The 18,435-nt window shown below is 37.0% G+C and carries 18 protein-coding genes; 13 read left to right on the top strand and 5 right to left on the bottom strand.

The window, feature by feature from the left end; all coding sequences use genetic code 11:
• The first annotated feature begins 570 nt into the window (after nucleotides 1–570).
• Nucleotides 571–1,395 (top strand): D-alanyl-D-alanine carboxypeptidase family protein, encoded by an 825-nt coding sequence (locus ACR65M_RS01405; RefSeq protein ID WP_121445119.1) that lies wholly within the window; start codon nucleotides 571–573, stop codon nucleotides 1,393–1,395.
• Between the two features lie 118 nt (nucleotides 1,396–1,513).
• Here the strand turns inward: ACR65M_RS01405 and ACR65M_RS01410 are convergent, their stop codons facing one another.
• Nucleotides 1,514–2,740: an MFS transporter gene (locus ACR65M_RS01410; protein WP_121445118.1), complete on the bottom strand. Its 1,227-nt coding sequence runs from the start codon at nucleotides 2,738–2,740 to the stop codon at nucleotides 1,514–1,516.
• A gap of 130 nt (nucleotides 2,741–2,870) precedes the next feature.
• On the opposite strand from ACR65M_RS01410, the gene ACR65M_RS01415 reads away from it, so the two are divergent.
• On the top strand, nucleotides 2,871–4,037 hold the full coding sequence (locus ACR65M_RS01415) for an LL-diaminopimelate aminotransferase (protein ID WP_121445117.1): 1,167 nt from the start codon (nucleotides 2,871–2,873) through the stop codon (nucleotides 4,035–4,037).
• Nucleotides 4,038–4,149: 112 nt separating this feature from the next.
• The gene (locus ACR65M_RS01420; RefSeq protein WP_121445116.1) at nucleotides 4,150–4,674 is read left to right on the top strand and encodes a CBO0543 family protein; all 525 of its coding nucleotides are present in this window, start codon (nucleotides 4,150–4,152) and stop codon (nucleotides 4,672–4,674) included.
• Nucleotides 4,675–4,769: 95 nt separating this feature from the next.
• Here the strand turns inward: ACR65M_RS01420 and ACR65M_RS01425 are convergent, their stop codons facing one another.
• Nucleotides 4,770–5,738 carry a sugar phosphate isomerase/epimerase family protein gene (locus ACR65M_RS01425; RefSeq protein ID WP_121445115.1) on the bottom strand — a complete coding sequence of 323 codons (969 nt, stop codon included), beginning with the start codon at nucleotides 5,736–5,738 and terminating at the stop codon, nucleotides 4,770–4,772.
• A 441-nt stretch (nucleotides 5,739–6,179) separates the two neighbouring features.
• Between ACR65M_RS01425 and ACR65M_RS01430 the strand changes: the two genes are divergently transcribed.
• The 8 genes from ACR65M_RS01430 to ACR65M_RS01465 all read left to right on the top strand — a co-directional run bounded on the left by ACR65M_RS01430 (nucleotide 6,180) and on the right by ACR65M_RS01465 (nucleotide 15,446).
• Nucleotides 6,180–7,169 carry a LacI family DNA-binding transcriptional regulator gene (locus ACR65M_RS01430; RefSeq protein WP_121445114.1) on the top strand — a complete coding sequence of 330 codons (990 nt, stop codon included), beginning with the start codon at nucleotides 6,180–6,182 and terminating at the stop codon, nucleotides 7,167–7,169.
• 38 nt (nucleotides 7,170–7,207) lie between these two features.
• Nucleotides 7,208–8,215 carry a Gfo/Idh/MocA family protein gene (locus ACR65M_RS01435; RefSeq protein ID WP_121445113.1) on the top strand — a complete coding sequence of 336 codons (1,008 nt, stop codon included), beginning with the start codon at nucleotides 7,208–7,210 and terminating at the stop codon, nucleotides 8,213–8,215.
• Nucleotides 8,216–8,584: 369 nt separating this feature from the next.
• Nucleotides 8,585–9,583 carry a Gfo/Idh/MocA family protein gene (locus tag ACR65M_RS01440; RefSeq protein ID WP_121445112.1) on the top strand — a complete coding sequence of 333 codons (999 nt, stop codon included), beginning with the start codon at nucleotides 8,585–8,587 and terminating at the stop codon, nucleotides 9,581–9,583.
• A gap of 165 nt (nucleotides 9,584–9,748) precedes the next feature.
• Complete coding sequence (locus tag ACR65M_RS01445; RefSeq protein ID WP_121445111.1) at nucleotides 9,749–10,732, top strand: ABC transporter substrate-binding protein; 984 nt, start codon at nucleotides 9,749–9,751, stop codon at nucleotides 10,730–10,732.
• A 227-nt stretch (nucleotides 10,733–10,959) separates the two neighbouring features.
• Entirely contained in the window at nucleotides 10,960–12,462 is a 1,503-nt protein-coding gene (locus ACR65M_RS01450) for an ATP-binding cassette domain-containing protein (RefSeq protein ID WP_121445110.1), read from the top strand.
• 1 nt (nucleotide 12,463) lies between these two features.
• Complete coding sequence (locus ACR65M_RS01455; RefSeq protein ID WP_341332093.1) at nucleotides 12,464–13,522, top strand: ABC transporter permease; 1,059 nt, start codon at nucleotides 12,464–12,466, stop codon at nucleotides 13,520–13,522.
• 96 nt (nucleotides 13,523–13,618) lie between these two features.
• Nucleotides 13,619–15,232: an ABC1 kinase family protein gene (locus ACR65M_RS01460; protein WP_440272361.1), complete on the top strand. Its 1,614-nt coding sequence runs from the start codon at nucleotides 13,619–13,621 to the stop codon at nucleotides 15,230–15,232.
• Nucleotides 15,216–15,446 carry a helix-hairpin-helix domain-containing protein gene (locus ACR65M_RS01465; protein ID WP_121445108.1) on the top strand — a complete coding sequence of 77 codons (231 nt, stop codon included), beginning with the start codon at nucleotides 15,216–15,218 and terminating at the stop codon, nucleotides 15,444–15,446. The genes ACR65M_RS01460 and ACR65M_RS01465 overlap by 17 nt, the downstream gene beginning before the upstream one ends.
• A 17-nt stretch (nucleotides 15,447–15,463) precedes the next feature.
• Here the strand turns inward: ACR65M_RS01465 and ACR65M_RS01470 are convergent, their stop codons facing one another.
• Nucleotides 15,464–15,640 (bottom strand): hypothetical protein, encoded by a 177-nt coding sequence (locus tag ACR65M_RS01470; RefSeq protein ID WP_165918080.1) that lies wholly within the window; start codon nucleotides 15,638–15,640, stop codon nucleotides 15,464–15,466.
• Nucleotides 15,641–15,778: 138 nt separating this feature from the next.
• Between ACR65M_RS01470 and ACR65M_RS01475 the strand changes: the two genes are divergently transcribed.
• A complete protein-coding gene (locus ACR65M_RS01475) occupies nucleotides 15,779–17,134 on the top strand; it encodes an MFS transporter (protein WP_121445107.1) in 1,356 nt (451 codons plus the stop codon).
• 95 nt (nucleotides 17,135–17,229) lie between these two features.
• On the opposite strand, the gene ACR65M_RS01480 is transcribed toward ACR65M_RS01475, so the two are convergent.
• Together ACR65M_RS01480 and ACR65M_RS01485 are read right to left on the bottom strand one after the other, a co-directional pair.
• Nucleotides 17,230–17,394: a hypothetical protein gene (locus ACR65M_RS01480; RefSeq protein ID WP_165918079.1), complete on the bottom strand. Its 165-nt coding sequence runs from the start codon at nucleotides 17,392–17,394 to the stop codon at nucleotides 17,230–17,232.
• A gap of 49 nt (nucleotides 17,395–17,443) precedes the next feature.
• Nucleotides 17,444–17,689 (bottom strand): DUF2164 domain-containing protein, encoded by a 246-nt coding sequence (locus ACR65M_RS01485; RefSeq protein ID WP_121445106.1) that lies wholly within the window; start codon nucleotides 17,687–17,689, stop codon nucleotides 17,444–17,446.
• Nucleotides 17,690–17,725: 36 nt separating this feature from the next.
• Between ACR65M_RS01485 and ACR65M_RS01490 the strand changes: the two genes are divergently transcribed.
• The gene (locus ACR65M_RS01490; protein ID WP_121445105.1) at nucleotides 17,726–18,148 is read left to right on the top strand and encodes a hypothetical protein; all 423 of its coding nucleotides are present in this window, start codon (nucleotides 17,726–17,728) and stop codon (nucleotides 18,146–18,148) included.
• Nucleotides 18,149–18,435: the final 287 nt, after the last annotated feature.

Consider the following 18,435-nt stretch of genomic DNA (forward strand, 5'->3'; position numbering starts at 1 on the left):
CTTTTTAGTTCATTATTACCTTTATTTGGATTATGTGAATGAAAATATACTAGTAATCTATCTAAAAGCATACGCAATTCATATTTTCGTATGCTTTTATTGCATTTTTCCTTATAAAACATGCGCAAATGTATAATTTTTACAATTTATAACACTTTTTAGTTCATTATTACCTTTATTTGGATTATGCGAATGAAAATATACTAGTGATCTATCTAAAAGCATACGCAATTCATATTTTCGTATGCTTTTATTGCACTTTTCCTTATAAAACATGCACAAATGTATAATTTTTACAATTTATAACTCTTTTTAGTTCATTATTACCTTTATGTGGATCTTATGAATGAAAATACACCACCGTTCTATCTAAAAGCATACGCAACACTTTTTAAAAGCTGGGATAGACCTGTCCCCGTGACCCACAAAATCAGAATCGGGTCCCATGCTCCTAGGGCTTTCCTCATGGTGAAAACTTACAACTAAATTCCCTGTGTCGATTCGTGTAAAATATAGTAGAATGGTAGGTAGAGAAAAAAACAGAGATAGACGTAGGGAAGAGGAATTATATTGAAGAAAGTCATTATCGGATTGGTACTGGTACTAGTGGCGTCCTCGATTTTTTTTACGAGGGAAGCTTTTTCTGATATTTTACAAGAAAGCTATGCCTCTATTAAAGAAATAGTGATTGGGAAAATTGCGTTAAGCAAAGAAAACGATGGGGAAGTATTGCCGGAAAAAGTAGAGGCACCAGAAACCCAAACAGCTGGTGAGCAGACTGAAGTAGTGAAGCCAGAGGATGTAAAACCAGTCATAGATCCAAATGATCCATTTTTACTCTTAGTCAACAAAGAAGTAGGAGTATTGGATGCAACTTATGTACCGCAAAACCTTGTTGTGCCAAATGTTGATTTTTCAACTTCTGTTTCAGAACGTAAACATATGGTAAAAGAAGCAGCAGAGGCATTGGAAAAATTATTTGCACAGGCGAGCGTCGACGGAATTGAGTTACATGCACAATCGGGTTACCGCTCCTATGCAACACAACAAGTAATCTATGATTCTTATGTACGTGGATATGGTGAGACTGAGGCTTCTACCTTTAGTGCAAAGGCCGGGCAAAGTGAGCATCAAACCGGTCTTGCGATGGACGTGACAAGTGATAGTGTCGACAACCAGCTTGTACAGGAATTTGGTGAAACGGTTGAAGGCAAATGGGTTGCTGAGCACGCAGCGGAATTTGGTTTTATTGTTCGTTATACTTTAGGAAATGAAGACATCACAGGTTATATGTACGAACCATGGCATATTCGCTATGTCGGTGTCGAGCATGCAAAATATATCACGGAACATGAAATTACATTAGAAGAATATCTTGGAGTCGTAGAATATTAGATTGAAAGAGCTCATTTGGGGCTCTTTTTTCTTTGGAGAGTAGACTAGGATATTTCGTTAATAAAAATGCCAGGACCCCTAAGTATAGAAGGGACCTGACATGTTAAAATGTATGAATCTAGCTTACACTTGCCTGTAAATTTGAACTCTCTGATTTTCTTGCAGTAGTTATTTGTCTTCGCAATATCAATATATACGCAAAAAATGCGAGAATAATACTTACTGCACTGTAAAGGAAAACAGCTTTGAATCCTGAATTCAGAGAGATGAAACCTAAACAAATCGCTCCGAGTCCGCTACCTAAATCCTTTGCTGTAAAAAACGTCGAATTCCCTGCTCCTCTTCGATCAGGGGGACATAGCCTGATCATGACAGCATTTAAGGCTGGCTCAACAAAACCTAACCCTAATCCATAAAGGATACCTGTTAGAATAAAGTCTCCGAGAGAATTGGCGTATGCCAAGACCACAAATGATATCGTCATAATCACTAAACCAGGGATTACCACGATGGAACTTCCATATTTATCAGCCAATTTTCCTCCCATAATTCTCGTGAATAATAGAGCAAATGAAAACACTGTAAAATATAAACCAATGTCTTCAATTCCTAAGGAAAGGGCAAAGGTTGGAATGAAAGTTAACGATGCGCCCATTCCAACATAAACAAAAGCGGTTACTAAACCTGTTGGTAGTGCTGTTTTTTCAAAAAGCAATTCGGAGATTTTTCGATTCTTTTTTGTTGATTTTATCACAAGATTTGGATTCTTTTTTTCATACGTCATAAACAGGCTACAAATGATTGAAATCAAACCGATTAAACCGGCAACGATGAATAAAACTTGATAATTATACTGTTGAATTAAAAAGATACTAAGTGCAGGTCCGATTGCTGTAGACAGTGTATTTGCTAAACCAAAATACCCAATCCCTTCTGCTAACCGTCTTTTTGGTACGATGTCCGAAACAACAGTACCGGAAGCATTGGTAGTAGCACTGAACCCTATACCGTGTATACTTCTCATTACAATCAGTAGACTAATCGAAAAGGCTACAACATACGAGAAAGTAATAAAAGCTGCGATCACAGCACCAATAATTAAGACGATTCTACGGCTCTTTTCATCTATCAATTTACCAAAATAAGGTCTGAAAAGAATCGCTACAAACATGAAAAAACCAAAAAGCATACCTGAAATCGAATTATCCCCACCTAAATAAATTGCGTATAATGGCAGTCCTGTCATTAGCATGTTGTTGGAAATTTGAGTAGACATCGCATAAATAAACGCTAGAAAATAGTTTTTTGTCCATAATTTATCTGGAGTGTTCAGTTGTTGCTGCATTAGAATCCTTCTCTCTTTAAATTGATGCTGTAACGATTATATCAGCTTTTTGAAGTTAAATCTTAACTTTCATGGTCAATCGAATAATTCTTGCTATAATAATACTAATCAATCAAATGAGGTGACAGCATTGGATATCACACTATCACAGAAAATGAATGAATTTGGGGAATCGATTTTTAACGAACTAGCAAACTATAAGAAACAAAAACTGAGTGAGGGGCACGATATTATTGACCTAAGTGTGGGTAGCCCAGATTTGCCGCCACCACCGTATGTCATCGAAGCGTTGACTGGTCATGTACAAGATCCTTCATTATACGGTTATTCATTAACAGGAACCGATGAGTTATATGAAGCCATTTCAGCATACTATTCAAACAGGTTTAATGTTTCGGTACATAAGGATAATGAAATCTTAATGGTTATGGGTTCCCAAGATGGACTTGTCCACTTTCCAATGGTTTTTGCTAACCCAGGTGATGTAGTTCTTGTTCCAGACCCTGGCTACACGGCATATGCATCTGGTATCGCACTTTCAGGAGCAACTCCAATTGGAATGCCTCTTAAAGAAGAAAATGGATTCCTACCTGACTTGGATGCGATTCCTAAGGATGTTTGCCAAAAGGCGAAATTGATGATCTTAAACTTTCCTGGCAACCCTGTACCCGCACTTGCTTCGGAATTCTTTTTTAAGAAGGTGATTGAATTCGCGAAAAAACATCAGATTATTGTCCTACATGATTTTGCCTATTCGGAGCTATATTATGAAGAAAAACCGATAAGCTTCTTATCAGTAGAAGGTGCGAAAGAAGTGGGAGTTGAATTCAACTCGCTTTCGAAAAGCTTTAATATGGCGGGGTGTCGAATTGGATATATACTCGGTAACCCGGAAATCATTGCAGCTGTAAACCGACTTAAATCAAATCTTGATTATGGTGTTTTTTTACCAATCCAAAAAGCTGCGATTGCTGCTTTACGTGATACGTCAAGTTTTAGTGAAAAACTAAGACAAACGTATAAAAAACGACGCGATATTTTGATTAATGGCCTGGATGAAATAGGTTGGCAAGTTGATTCACCAAAAGCCTCAATGTTTATTTGGGCGAAGGTACCGTCTGGGTTTACCTCCACTGATTTTACGTATCAGTTAATCAATGAAGCAGGAATTGTAGTCACTCCAGGAAATGCTTTTGGTCCAAGTGGCGAAGGCTATGTTCGAATTGGACTTGTTCAAAACGAAGAAACATTAGAAAAGACAGTCCATCGATTAAAAGAAATCTCACTGTTAAAATAGAGAAGGGTACGAATTAAGACTCTCTACGAGGCGAATCGAATTGAGGATTCGTCTTATTTTTATGTAAAATATTGGGTAATATAAATGTATAACTAACTCAGGAGTGTATTAGATGCACCTAATATATAATGCCTTACTTCTTTCGGCTGCAATCAAATGGGGGGATTGGAGAGGATGGCGAGAATATTACCCAACGATTCTATTCTTTATTATGGGTGATCTTTTAAAAAATTTCTTGTTCCATGATTATTTGATCTGGACCTACCAGGAAACGCTGTTTGCTCAAAACATCTTATCGAATCATACATTTATTTCATTATTAATTATGTTTGTTTCTTATCCTGCTACTACTCTCATTTATTTAGGGCGCTTTCCTGAACAGAAATGGAAACAGTTTTTTTGGATTGGACTGTGGGTATTAATATATGTAGTTATGGAATACATCAATTTGGAGTATTTGCATTTAATCAATCATCATCATGGTTGGACGATGGGATGGTCCATTCTTTTTAATCTCGTTATGTTTCCAATGCTAAGACTTCATCAAAAACGACCACTTATCGCATTGGGGTTATCATTTATTTGGATTATTTTTCTATTAACTAGGTTCCCAATTCCATTGGAATACATTAAATAAAAATTACATACAACTTTAAGAAAATATGGCACCGGTAGCCTTGCAGGAACAAAAATTAAGGAAAAGCTATTTTAAGCTTCTCCTTTTTTATATTTTTACGTCCACCACATCTCTCCAATTGACTCCTTTACCATAACCGGATTGAGGGTTTGAATCGCTTTTTTAAAACCTTCGTCAATGGACATTAATCCGTCCTCATGTTCAATGCTTACGACATAATCATAGCCAAAAAGACGAAGAGTGCTAATAATGTCAGCCCAAACCTTTGTATCATGACCGAAACCAACTGTTCGGAAATACCAGGAACGGTTCTGCATTTCATGATAAGGAGTCATATCCGTTAACCCGTTACGGTTTGTATTTGGTTGATCGATAATAGTATCTTTAGCGTGGAAATGATGGATTGCGTTCTCACGTCCAAGTATTTTTATAGATTCAACAGGGTCTATTCCTTGCCACCACATATGACTTGGGTCAAGGTTTGCACCGATTTCCGGACCACATGCTTCCCTTAAGCGTAAGAGAGTTGCAGGTGTATGGACGGAAAATCCGCCATGTAATTCGAGCCCAATCTTCACATTATGCTCTTTTGCGAATGCTGCTTTTTCCTTCCAATAAGGAATGATTTTTTCTTCCCATTGCCATTTTAGAATTTCTTGGTACTCATTTGGCCATGGGGAGACAGGCCAATTCGGATATTTTGCATGTTCATGGTCACCTGGACAGCCAGAAAACGTATTTACAACAGGGACACCAAGCTGACTTGCTAATTTAACCGTTTTCAAAATAAGAGAATCTGCTTCGTTTGCGATGTGTTTTTGAGGATGAAGAGGGTTGCTGTGACAACTTAAGGCGCTAATAATTAGTCCTCTACTAGAAATTTTTTCTAAGAATTCCTTTTGTTTTTGTTCATTATCTACTAATTCATCAACGTTACAGTGGGCATTACCAGGATAACCACCGGTGCCTAATTCGACTGCTTCAATCCCTTCTGCTGCGACATGGTCAAGCATATCGTCAAGACTTTTATCTGAGAATAGAACTGTAAAAACCCCTAACTTCATAAAAAAACCTCCCCAATTTAAAGTATTGTAATCCGTTACAACCAATTATAGCAAAGAAAATAAAAAATTAAATATAAAAAATTGTTAAAATATAGGTTAAAGTTTAAATATTGACAAAAAAATTCAGAGTACCTACAATCATAATTGTAATCGATTACATTTTTTAAACTTTATTCGGTAGAAGTCCTCCGCTTCTATAAGTGGGTTAATACAATATGAGCAACTAATTTTAGTGGGAGGGGCAAACCCTGACTTAATAAAGTTAAAGCCTTGCAGATGCCACAGATATTCAAAGATAAATTTTCGAGCAATAAGATCAAAGACTAAAAGCATCACGTCCTGCGGCAACGTCCTTATTACCCACTTCCTGTGGGCCAAATAATCTGGGCGCAAATACGCCAAGGCGCATTTGATTATTTAGTTTGAAAGTGGGGACCAAAAATGGCAAATATTCAACAGGTAGCTCAAAAAGCAGGTGTTTCCGTCGCAACGGTTTCAAGGGTCCTTAATAATGCTACGTCTGTAAGTCCGAAAACAAGGCTAAAAGTTGAAAATGCAATTAAAGATCTAAATTATGAACCTAGTATGCTAGGAAGAAATCTTCGGAACTCCGAAAGTCGACTGTTATTAGTATTACTTCCAAGTATTTCAAATCCCTTTTACACAGAAATTATCAACGGAATCCAAAATACAGCCATTATCAACAACTACAATATACTTCTATGCGAAACGGATTCCAATCCACAACGAGAAAACATATATTTTAACATGATTAAGAATAAATTAGCTGATGGTGTTATTTCGATGGATCCGACAGTTAATATGAACAAGCTAAATGAATTAGCGGATAATTATTCTGTTATTCTCTGTAGTGAATATGAAGAGGGAGGTAGTATCCCTTATGTCACGATAGACAATGAATTGGCGGCTTATCAAGCTGTTAAGCATTTAATTAAGTTAGGCCATGAAAGAATAGCGCTCATCAATTCTGATGAAAAGTTTTTATATGCTAGACAACGTCGAAATGGGTATGAGCGAGCTTTAAAAGAATTTAATCTTCCAATCCGTGATGAATGGATCTACCACTCAAAAGAACTTGAATTTCAAAATGGTGTTCAGGCGATGAGGGTCATGTTTCAATTAGCAGAAAAACCGACAGCTTGTTTTGCTGTTTCTGACACACTGGCTATTGGAGCTCTAAAAGGAATTAATGGAAATGGCTTACGTGTTCCAAATGACATTGCTTTAGTAGGTTTTGATAATATTAGTTTCTCAAACATGACGAATCCAACCTTAACCACAATATCACAGCCGATGTATAAAATGGGGAGTATTGCAGCAAACATGCTGATTAGTAGTATTCAAGGAGAAAGGGTGGAAAGTGTGATTCTAGACCATGAATTAATAATTCGTGAGTCAACAATGGGGTAGGAATCTTACATTTTTAAAAAATAGGGAGGTTTTCAATCATGGGTATTAAGGTGGGCATTATCGGGTGTGGTTCCATTACTAGGTATAGACACGCACCAGAGTATAAAGCAAATCCACATGTTGAGGAAATTATTTTTTTTGACCGTAAAATTGAAAGAGCCCAGAGCTTGGCTAAAGAATTTAGTGGGCGAGCTGTAAAAACAGTTGAGGAACTATTCAACGATCCATCCATTATTGCCATTAGCGATTGTTCTTCTAATGAAGCCCATCATATTAATACTTCAAACGCGTTATTAAGCGGGAAGCATGTATTGTGTGAAAAGCCATTAGCTATTAATGTGAAATATGCTGAGGTAATCCTAGAAGCACAACGGAAATCTGGGAAAAAATTAATGGTCGACCATAACCAACGTTTCACAAATGCACATCAGAAAGCAAAAGAAATAATAGATAAAAAGGAACTAGGTGAGGTATTAACTTTCAAAACCTCTTTTGGTCATCAAGGTCCTGAGAATTGGGGAGTAAACAAATCAAACTCTACTTGGTTTTTTAAAAAGAATCGCTCTCATTCAGGTGTTGCAGGTGATTTAGGAATTCATAAAATTGATTTAATTCACTATCTGCTAGATGACGAAATTGTGGATGTTCACTCCTTCTATGGTGCGTTAGATAAGGTAGATGAAAATGGTAAACCAATAGAAGTATGTGACAATGTTGTCTGTGCATTAAAAACGCAGAAAGGCCGTTTGGGAACAGCTTCGTTTTCATGGACATATTATGGTTCAGAAGATAATTCAACGATTATCTACTGTCAATTGGGAATCCTAAAAATTTATCATGATCCAAGTGCGCCGTTACTAATTGAGAAAAGGGATGGCTCGATTAAGAGGTATGAACTAGAATCCATTCAGACAAATGACAACCAAACGAATTCAGGTGTTATCGATTCATTTATTGATTCAATCATTAATGAAATAGAGCCTCCAGTTACTGGTGAGCAAGCGGTTGCTTCTCTTAGGGTTGTTGAAAAAATTCTTGGTTCATAAGATGATACGTTAGAACTGTAAAAAAAGCAAACAACCCTTAATTGGTAAAAATGATAATTAATACCTAAAAATAATTGACTGAATATTGTTTATCTTATACTATAAATGTAACGGATTACAAATTGGTAATTCTTTACTAATATAATTAGTAACGTAGAGCTTGTACGATGAGTTGAGATTGCGATATGTAATCAATTACATGTTTGATAGAAGGCTACTATGTTAAAGCAGCTATCCATAAACCCAATACATATCGCGGCTTTTCGCTGGAGATTGTTGTCAAAGGAGCAAGCAAAGCAGGTTCACTCAAATTGAATTAGACGTTTCTGTCAAAAATCCTTTTAGATTAATAGGTTAAGAGGGGGAAACATGAAGCATATCGGGCTAGTTGGTTTGGGATTCATTGGTAAAGCACATCTAGACGTTTACCAACATATTGAAAATTGTCAGGTAACGGCAATATGTACCCGGAATAAAGTAGAAGACGTTGACATTATTCAAAGTTTTAATGGGTCTTTTGTCACGGATTACGAATATTTATTAAATAGTAAGGAAATAGACATCATTGATATATGTGTACCAACCTTTCTACATGAAGACTATATCATCAAGGCAGCTAGAGCTGGGAAACATATTATTTGTGAAAAACCACTAACACTTACACCAGAATCTGCAGATCGAATAATGGATGAAGTTCATAAAAATGGTGTCAAACTCTTTGTCGGTCATGTGCTTCGCTTTTGGCCTGAATACAAGGCAATCAAATCGTTAAGTGAAACTGACAAACTGAAAGATATTGAGATTGTCCATGCTAAGAGATTGGGGCAGATTCCTACATGGAGTGATTGGTTTTTGCACCCCGAAAAGAGTGGTGGAGCCCTATTTGATCTTCACTTACATGATATAGATTTCGTCCATTATTTAGTAGGCGAAGTTGAATCTGTATATGCTGTTGGAAACCAAAACAAATATGGTGCTTGGGACCATGTCATGACAACACTAATCTTTAAGAATAAAAGTAAAGGATTCGTTGAAGCCTCTCAACGTATGCCAATTGGCTATCCTTTTACCATGTCATTACGTGCACAATCGGCTCAAGGGACGCTAGATTTTAATCTAACAGCCGGTGAAAATATCGAAAACATAGAAAAGGGTACGAAACAATTTATCTACTACAATCACGAGGGAAAGTCAGCAGTAACCTTTGAAAAGAGCGATGCCTTTCAAAATGAATTATCGTATTTTATAAATTGTTTGGATAAGAACCAAGAAAATACAATTATACCTTTAAAAGACGTACTCTACACAATACAACTACTTAAAAATATAGAAGAAGCCTTAGAATCTGGAAAACAAGTATATATGTAGTTGCCCACTTTACATACATTCGAGGTCCTCACAATAAACCACAACATGATTTTAACTCCTAGAAAAGAAAGCGCTTATATTTACTAGTAAAAACTATTTATTTACGTAGGTTTCAATTTATTCATGAAATAGATTACTAGCCAAAAACGAGGGGGTTATTTACTTATGAAAAAAATTTTACGTGTAGTGTCACTGCTAATTTTACTATTCATTCCTGTATTGAGTGCTTGTAGTAGTTCAGAACAAACAGGTGATAAAACAAGTGGGGATACTGGAAATGACTCAAGTGAAAAGCATAAGATTGGTATTTTGGCGCCAGCTGTAACACATGGATGGGTTGCTGCGGTAGCATATCATGCCGAAGCCCGTGCAAAGGAACTTTCCGGTGAAATCGAGTACCAAATTCAAACAAGTAGCAACGCAGCTGAAATGACTTCACAATTAGATGATTTAATGACTTGGGGTGCAGAGGCTATTGTAGCGTTCCCACAATGGGAAGGGATGGAAGTACCTATTCAACGAGCATTAGATGAAGGAATCAAGGTTGTAAACTTTGACATTGTCATTGATGCAGAAGGTGTTTATCGAGTAGCTGGAGACAATGAGGACATGGGTGTTCAAGGTGCCAATTACGTTGTTGAAAAAATCGGTAAAGAAGGAAATGTTGTTATTCTAGAAGTACCATCCTCAGGCTCCGTTTCTGAATTGCGTAAGAAGGGATTTGTTGAAACAATTGGGGAAATCGCTCCAGATATTGAACTCCACACATATGCGACACAGTTTACAAGAGAAGATGGATTGAAAGATTTTGCAGATATTTTGACAAGCTTAGATAAAATTGATGCGGTCTATTCCCTAGATGATGAAACTTCAATCGGTGTATTACAAGCAATCAAAGAAGCAGGAAGAACAGATATTAAAGTAGTTACCGGTGGCGGTGGTATGCAAGAGTACTTTAAAATGATGCCTGAAAACGAAGATATCTGGATTCAGTCAGCTCTTTACAGCCCAGCAATGGTAAAGGATGCTGTTGATGTTGCACTTAAGGTATTAAAAGGTGAAGAGGTTGAAATGGAAACCATTATTCCTACAACCATTGTTGACAGAGATAATTATAAAGACTTCCTCGATGAGGGTTCACCGTACTAAAGATTGGAGCTCGTAGACTTTGAGGGCTATGGCAACACTGCTATAGCCTCTCTTTTTACCTTTTTTTAAAGATAAGTAAATATAAAATTTTGCACGTAGTTTTTGGTGTCTAGCCTAGGAGCTTTTGAAGGCAAACAGCGCTTGTCTTATGCTTGTCGCCTATAGGCGGGCGCCTTGTGTTTTTCTTATGAATAATGTAGTGATTTTACAGGTTTGGAAGTGATGAGATGCGTATTGAAATGAAAAAAATCCGAAAATCCTTTGGAAGCAATCATGTTCTTAAGGATGTATCTTTTTCCTTAAAAGGCGGTGAAATCTGCGCATTGCTTGGAGAAAATGGTGCAGGAAAATCCACTTTGATGAACATATTGGGTGGAGTTTTGCAAATGGATCATGGCTCCATACTCATTGACGGGAAACAAGTGGAATTTGCTACACCAGCACATTCTCAGGATGCCGGAATTGCCTTCATCCATCAAGAACTTAACTTAATCAACGATTTACCAATCTATGAAAATATGTTTCTTGGTAGAGAGTTAAAAACCAAAAGAGGCACTCTGGATTTAGAAAAGATGTATCAAGAAACAAAAGAGATGTTTACCAAAATGAACGTAGACCTTAATCCAAATAAATTGGTGCGGGAACTTGATGCTTCTTATAAACAAATCATCGAAATATGCCGGGCTATGATGACAAATGCGTCTATTATTATTATGGATGAACCGACTACTTCCCTAACAGACCAGGAAATTGAGCGAGTCTTCGCGATGATGAGGACATTAAAGGAACATAATGTCGGCATTATCTTTATTTCTCATAAATTAAATGAGGTAATGGAGATCTGTAATCGCTATCTTGTGCTTCGTGATGGTAACTTGGTGTCTGAAGGAAGTGTCAGCGAAGTGAACACGAATGATCTTGCACGTTTTATGGTGGGACACGATGTGAGAACAGAATCGCTTATCAGGGAAAAAAAGCTAGGAAATGAGATATTACGGGTTGAAGGATTAACCTCTGGTCATATCTTTCGAGATATAAATTTTTCAGTTCGAGCGGGTGAAATTGTCGGTTTTACAGGGCTCCTTGGAGATGGACGAAGTGAACTTTTTCAATCCATTTTTGGAGCCGACCAGATTTCATCAGGGAAAATATTCCTGAATGGTAAGGTAGTGAAAATAACGAGTACTACGAAAGCAATCAAGGAAGGAATTGCGTATCTGCCACGAAACCGAAAAGAAAATGCGATTATCAAGGACATGAACATCATCGAGAATGCGTCAATCGTTACTTGGCCAACGTTTTCAAAGCGGGGCACGATTAATACGAAAAAGCATCAGGAAATTTTTGAAAAGCATCGAAAAGCTTTGCAATTAAAAATGGGTGACCTTTCTGACAGTATTACAAGTCTCTCTGGTGGAAATCAGCAAAAGGTTGTCCTAGCAAAATGGTTGGCGGCTAATCCAAAACTTCTTATTCTGGACAATCCTACCCAAGGTGTTGATGTGGGGGCAAAGGAAGATATCTATGATATTATTCTCAAACTAGCTGAAGAAAATATTGCAGTTGTTGTTCTTTCAAGTGAAGCAAATGAAATCATTCGTGTCTGTGACCGAGCAATCGTCATGTATCACGGTACCATCCAAGGGGAGGTCGCTGGAGAAAATATGAATGAGCATTCCATCATGAGTCTTGCTACGGGTGGGGACTTAAGTGAGGGTGAGGTAAGCTAACATGAAGCCAGATATCGATCAAACAACAATCAAAAATAAGAAAGATTTTTTTGGGTGGTTTAAATATAAATGGTCAAATGACCCATTATTCAGTATCGCGATTGCATTAATTATTATGATTATTTTACAAACATTGGTGTTGGGCTTTGATTATGATTCATTTGGAGGATGGTTTCAGTCATGGATTAATAACTGGATCAATATTTTACGAAATAATGCAGGGACAGCCATTGTTGCTTTAGGGATGACTTTTGTTATCATGACAGGGGGAATTGATTTAGCTGTTGGTTCTACCTTGGTTGTCACTGGTGCCTTTTCAATGATGCTCCTAGATACCGGGACAAAAGGGTTTCTGGCAATGATGGGAATATCAGGTGCACCAGCATTTATCATTACAATTCTATTGGTTTTACTTGCAGGCTATCTTTTAGGTTCACTAATTGGAGTTAGTATTACGAAGGGGAATGTTCCTCCATTTATCGCAACATTAGGAGCAATGATGATTTTTAGAAGTGTGACACAGCACTTCATGCAAGGATATAATCCTACTGTTCCAGTTGAATTTTTACAAATTGCAAGCTTTAAAATTGGAAACTATATGATTATGCCAATTGTCTATTGGGCGGTCATTGCCTATATACTTTATTATGTTTCGAAAAGAACAACCTTCGGAAGACATATCATCGCGGTTGGATCGAATGAAAGGGCAGCTAAGCTTTCTGGGATAAATGTAGAGAAAGTGAAATTAAGGGTATACGCTCTTATGGGGCTGCTCGTGTCAATAGCCGCTATTATCCAAGTTTCGCGAATTGGTTCTATGGACTTTTCTAATGCGGGTAGAGGAATGGAAATGGATGCAATCGCTGCAGCGGTTGTTGGAGGAACAAACATGATGGGTGGAAGAGGTTTCATTCTGGGAACTGTCTACGGTATGCTAATCATTGCCGTTATGAACAACCTTCTTAACCTATTCGGGGTTCCGCCATTTTTAAGGGAAGCATTTAAAGGGGTTATTGTAATCGCAGCTGTTTTATTGCAGAAGAAAGAGAAAACTTCATAAGATCTCCGGACACAAAAAGCATTTCTTTTTAAAGGAGAAATGCTTTTTATATTGAAATATTTTAATATGGGAAGTTTAGGAAATGAGAGGTTTCTTATGAAGACGAAAAATAAGTTGGTTCGCATGACCAAGGTTCTTTCGATGGCTTTAATGATTTTTAGTAAAATTTACTGGTATAAACTTCGTAGAAAGCCACAGGCTGAATGGGATAAACTTTGGGTGCAGATAGGTACAAATTTTCGAAATACGCTTTTTGAATTAGAAGGTTTATTGATTAAGGTTGGACAAATCTTAAGTACTAGAACAGATCTTCTTCCAAAACCTTTTATTAAGCAAATCGAAGATCTAACAGATAAGGTTCCTTCTTCAGATTGGAGTAATATTGAAAGGATTCTTAAAGACGAGTGGGGTAGGCCAATTCATTCCATTTTTCAATCAATCAAGAAAGAGGCGATTGCTTCTGCGTCCATTGGTGAAGTATATCAGGGTGTTCTTAAAAATGGAGCAAGGGTTGCAATTAAGGTCCAAAGGCCAGATATTCATTCCATATTAAAAACGGATTTTCGGTCGTTAGCAATCATTATTTGGTTTGCTGATCATTTTGTACCAGTTCCGAAGGGGTTTATTAATTTCAAGGTACTATTTAAGGAAATAAAACAAGTAATTGAGAGAGAGTTAGATTATACAAAGGAACGACAAACTCTTGGGTCCTTTTCCGAGCGGTTTAAGGATATGAACGATCTCAAAATTCCTATGGTCTACCAAGAATACTGTACTTCAAAGGTTCTTGTAATGGAATGGGTTGATGGAATAAAAATATCAAGTATCAAGGGTATCCAATCCATTGACCGGAGAAAGATTGCCCAGAGTTTAATAGAACTATTCCTTCCACAATGGCTGGAACCAGGTATGTTTCATGCTGACCCACACCCAGGTAACATTCTGCTATCAAAGGAAGGGAAAATCATCTTACTTGATTTCGGGATGGTTGGGGAAATCTCGAAAAAGGATGCGAAACATTTTCAAGGGTTAATTGAAAGCTTTCTTACCAAGAATTATTCGAAAACGGTTGATTGCTTATCACAATTAGGATTTTTATTACCTGAGGCTGATCATCGAACAATGGAAAAACTGTTAGAGGAATTAATGTCGTTTGAACTGTCTCAATTAAAGGAAATAGACCTTATTGCCTTTAAACGCGACCTGAATGATATCATTCAAGCACTACCAATCCAAGTCCCAACACGATATATCTTTTTAGGGCGATCCTTTGTAGCAATTGAAGGAATTATTCTTAATCTAATCTCTGAGGATGATGTATTAGAATTAGTAAAACCAGTGTTCACGGACTGGTTGAACAAGGAAGGCAATCAGAAATGGTCATTGGTCTGGCAATGGATTCAGGCACAGCCGATTTTTAAGATTTTCCATTCAATCCAACAGTTTTTACAGTTACCTCACAAATTAGAGGATTTGAAGGAAATTGAACAAAGAAGAGAATTTCAATTTACGGTTTATGAAACATATAAAAAGCATCTATTTCAGTTGTCATTACTTGGCATTATAGGAATTGCGGCCAGTATTTTTACTTCGCATTTAATCTTGCTTTACTTTTCAGGTGGGCTAACATCAATTTCTTGTATTGGATATTTTAATGTGACACATAAACAGAAAAAATGGATGAGGTACATGCATGAAAAACGGAGATGAAAAAGGAGTGTTTATTTTGGCTGAAATTGATGAGTTGAAATTGAGCAAACCAGCATTACGTGCGTTGCATGGTGCGGGGTATATCATGTTAGAACAGTTCACAAAACTAACTGAGAGAGAAGTATTGGCTTTACATGGTGTGGGTCCTACTGCAATTAGGGAACTTCGAGCAGCCCTAGGGGAAAGAGGACTTGCTTTTAAAACAGATGAGTAAAGTAGAATCGCGGGGGTTTATTCCCCGCGATTCTCATGTTCTCCACGCTGTTTATTTTGATTGTAAATATATCGAATCATCTTCATCGTTTTACTTCCTTGGATCATGATGATAATCGTATAGATTGTTGTTAATATCACTCCAAGAATCGCAATATAAAACAATGTTGTGATTTTGGTTGCTCTACTAATCATTTCATACCTCCAATTAGTTTAGGTTATTTGTAGTTTTTACGACTTAGATGAGATTATCCGTTTTCTTTAAATTGGACTTCAACCGCCCTAATCGTTTGTGTGATACACTGTTAGCAATAGGCTAAAAGGGGAATTCAAATGTCTGACACTATAAAAAAACCTACATTAGTAATCATTGCAATCGCATTGGGTGCGATTTTAAATCCGCTTAATACCACGATGATCACGGTTGCCTTACCTTCGATTCAGCAAGATTTCATGCTTTCTTCAAAGGAGGTTTCGTGGTTGATCGCCTCCTATTTTATTGTTAGTGCTATTTTTTTACCAATTATCGGTAGACTCAGCGATCATTATGGTAGGAAAAAAATCTTTCTCATCGGTTTATTACTCGTTTTACTATCATCAGTTTTAGCTCCGTTGTCACAAAATATGATGACATTACTTAGCCTGAGATTGATTCAAGCCATTGGCACTTCAGCTCTCTATCCTGCAGGGATTGGAATGGTCCGCTTATATATTAAACAAAATCAAAATCGGGTAATCGGAACATTAGCGGTGTTCGCAACAACATCCGCAGCATTTGGACCAACCATTAGTGGACTGCTTATTCAATATGGGGGCTGGCCGGTTATTTTTTATGTGAATCTTCCAGTCATTTTCCTTTCGGCATTTTTAACAGTATTATATATTCCAAAAGACGAGCCAACCAAAGGGACTGTTTTTAAATGGGACGTCATTGGAATGCTGTTATTTAGTGCCTTCATCACAAGTTGGATGGTCTTTTTGCTATCATTGGAAGGCGGATTTACTATAGGTTTCTTCGTCCTTGCACTAGGATTATCCTTTCTTTTTTATACATACGAAAAAAAGAAGGCAGATCCGTTAATCAATGTTGTATTTTTGGGAAAGAATCCGACTATTTCCGTTGTTTATGCACAGTACATTCTTTCAACTTTGATATTCTTTTCTATCTTGTTGTTCACACCAACTTATTTACAGGAAGTGATCGGTTTAGGTTCGGAATATACAGGTTTGATGATGTTGGCGCTATCCGTATGCGCAATGATCACAACGCCAATTGTAACAAGGTGGGCAGAAAGAGTGGGATACCGAGTTCCATTGCTTGTAGGGGCTGCAGTAGGCATTGTGGGAGTAGGATTCCTGTTTACGACAACGAAAAATTCATCATTGCTCTGGATAATCATCGTTTTAGCGTTGTTTGGAATCAGTAATGGACTAATGAACATTAGCCTCCAAAACCTATTGTATAGTTTTATCAGCGTTGCCCAGTCGGGGATCGCATCAGGTCTTTTAATGACCTCAAGGTTTATTGGGAATATTTTAGCCTCAAGCATATACGGTGTTGTGTTTGCCGTTGGACTACATGATAGTAGCAAAAATTCAATGACAATCGCATTATTGGCCGTTTCACTTGTTATCATACCTGGAATGCTCTACGTAACGAATCAAAAAATAAAGACGGAACAGTGGTAAAGAAAAAGCCATCATGCAATTGGTGCATGTTGGCTTGTTATTGTGTTACAAAATAATACCAAAAATTAAGAAGGATTCTCTCTTTTTTCCACGAACTATTCAGTTAGACTTTTTTTCAATTCTAAAAATGCTTCAACTGAGTCATCAAGCAGCCTTTCACGATTCTTATCTTCATTGACATCTGTATCCACTTCCATCTCAGAATTAAAAATGCCATATGTATCTTTTGGATCGAAAGAGTTTTGTTTCTCTTTTGGCATATACACTTCACCTCTTAAAGGTAGTGTAGGCAATCTAATGAAAAATACTCTACCTTCTTATGGGGCGTTCAAGTGTTAAAATTTCGTCGTCAAGTGAGGCGAACTGTTGGTCCACCACTGCTTTAACGTCATGTACAGCAGCATTATAAATATGTGGTGCTAGTTTTTCTTTTACAAAATGTAAGACCTGTTCAGCAGCAAACTCACTGATTTCCTCGTCTCTTTCTAGCGAGAAAAAGGATTGTATCTCCGAAATCATCATTTGCTGTTGTTCTTTCGATAGCTTTATAAACAATCAAAACACTCCTAATCTAATAAAGGTGGAAGCATAATGAAATTAAAAACAATTTTAATTCTAATAACACTTCTTATTGTTTTACTATACTGTTTTACGTACGTACCTCACAAGATTTTTGATATTAATCCCGATGAGGTTTCAAAAATACATATTGTAGACGGAAATTCTGGATACAGAACGGATATTACATGCGAAAAAGATATCAACCGTATTATTACGAGTCTAAATGAAGTGACATTTAAGAAAGGAAAGCTTTCGGCTGGTTATATGGGATATCGATTTGACACAACGATTTACGATACGAACGGCGAGACCATGAAGGAGTTAATCATTAATTCAAGTGACACCATTAGGTATAAAGGGTTCTTTTATACATCTACTGGTACGCAACTTGAATATGAGTTCATCGACGAGCTAGTAGAAAAATCAGTGAGTAAACAAGAAAATCAAAACTAAGTTGTAATACGAAAAGGATGAGCCTTTGGTATTCGAGTTTCGTTTTGAGTTGAAAACAGACCACCTATCATATCAAACGATACGATTTTTAATGAAAAAAATTAAAGTTACAAAATCTAATATAAAATAATAACAAAATAATTTCGGACAAGGAAAGGTAGAATGAACGAGGTTGAGTCCGAAGAAGAGATATCTTCAGACAAAGAAAGGTAGAATGAACAAGGTTGAGTCCGAAGATGAGGTATCTTCGGACAAGGAAAGGTAGAATGAACAAGGTTGAGTCCGAA

Source organism: Ferdinandcohnia sp. SAFN-114 (genome assembly GCF_059415045.1).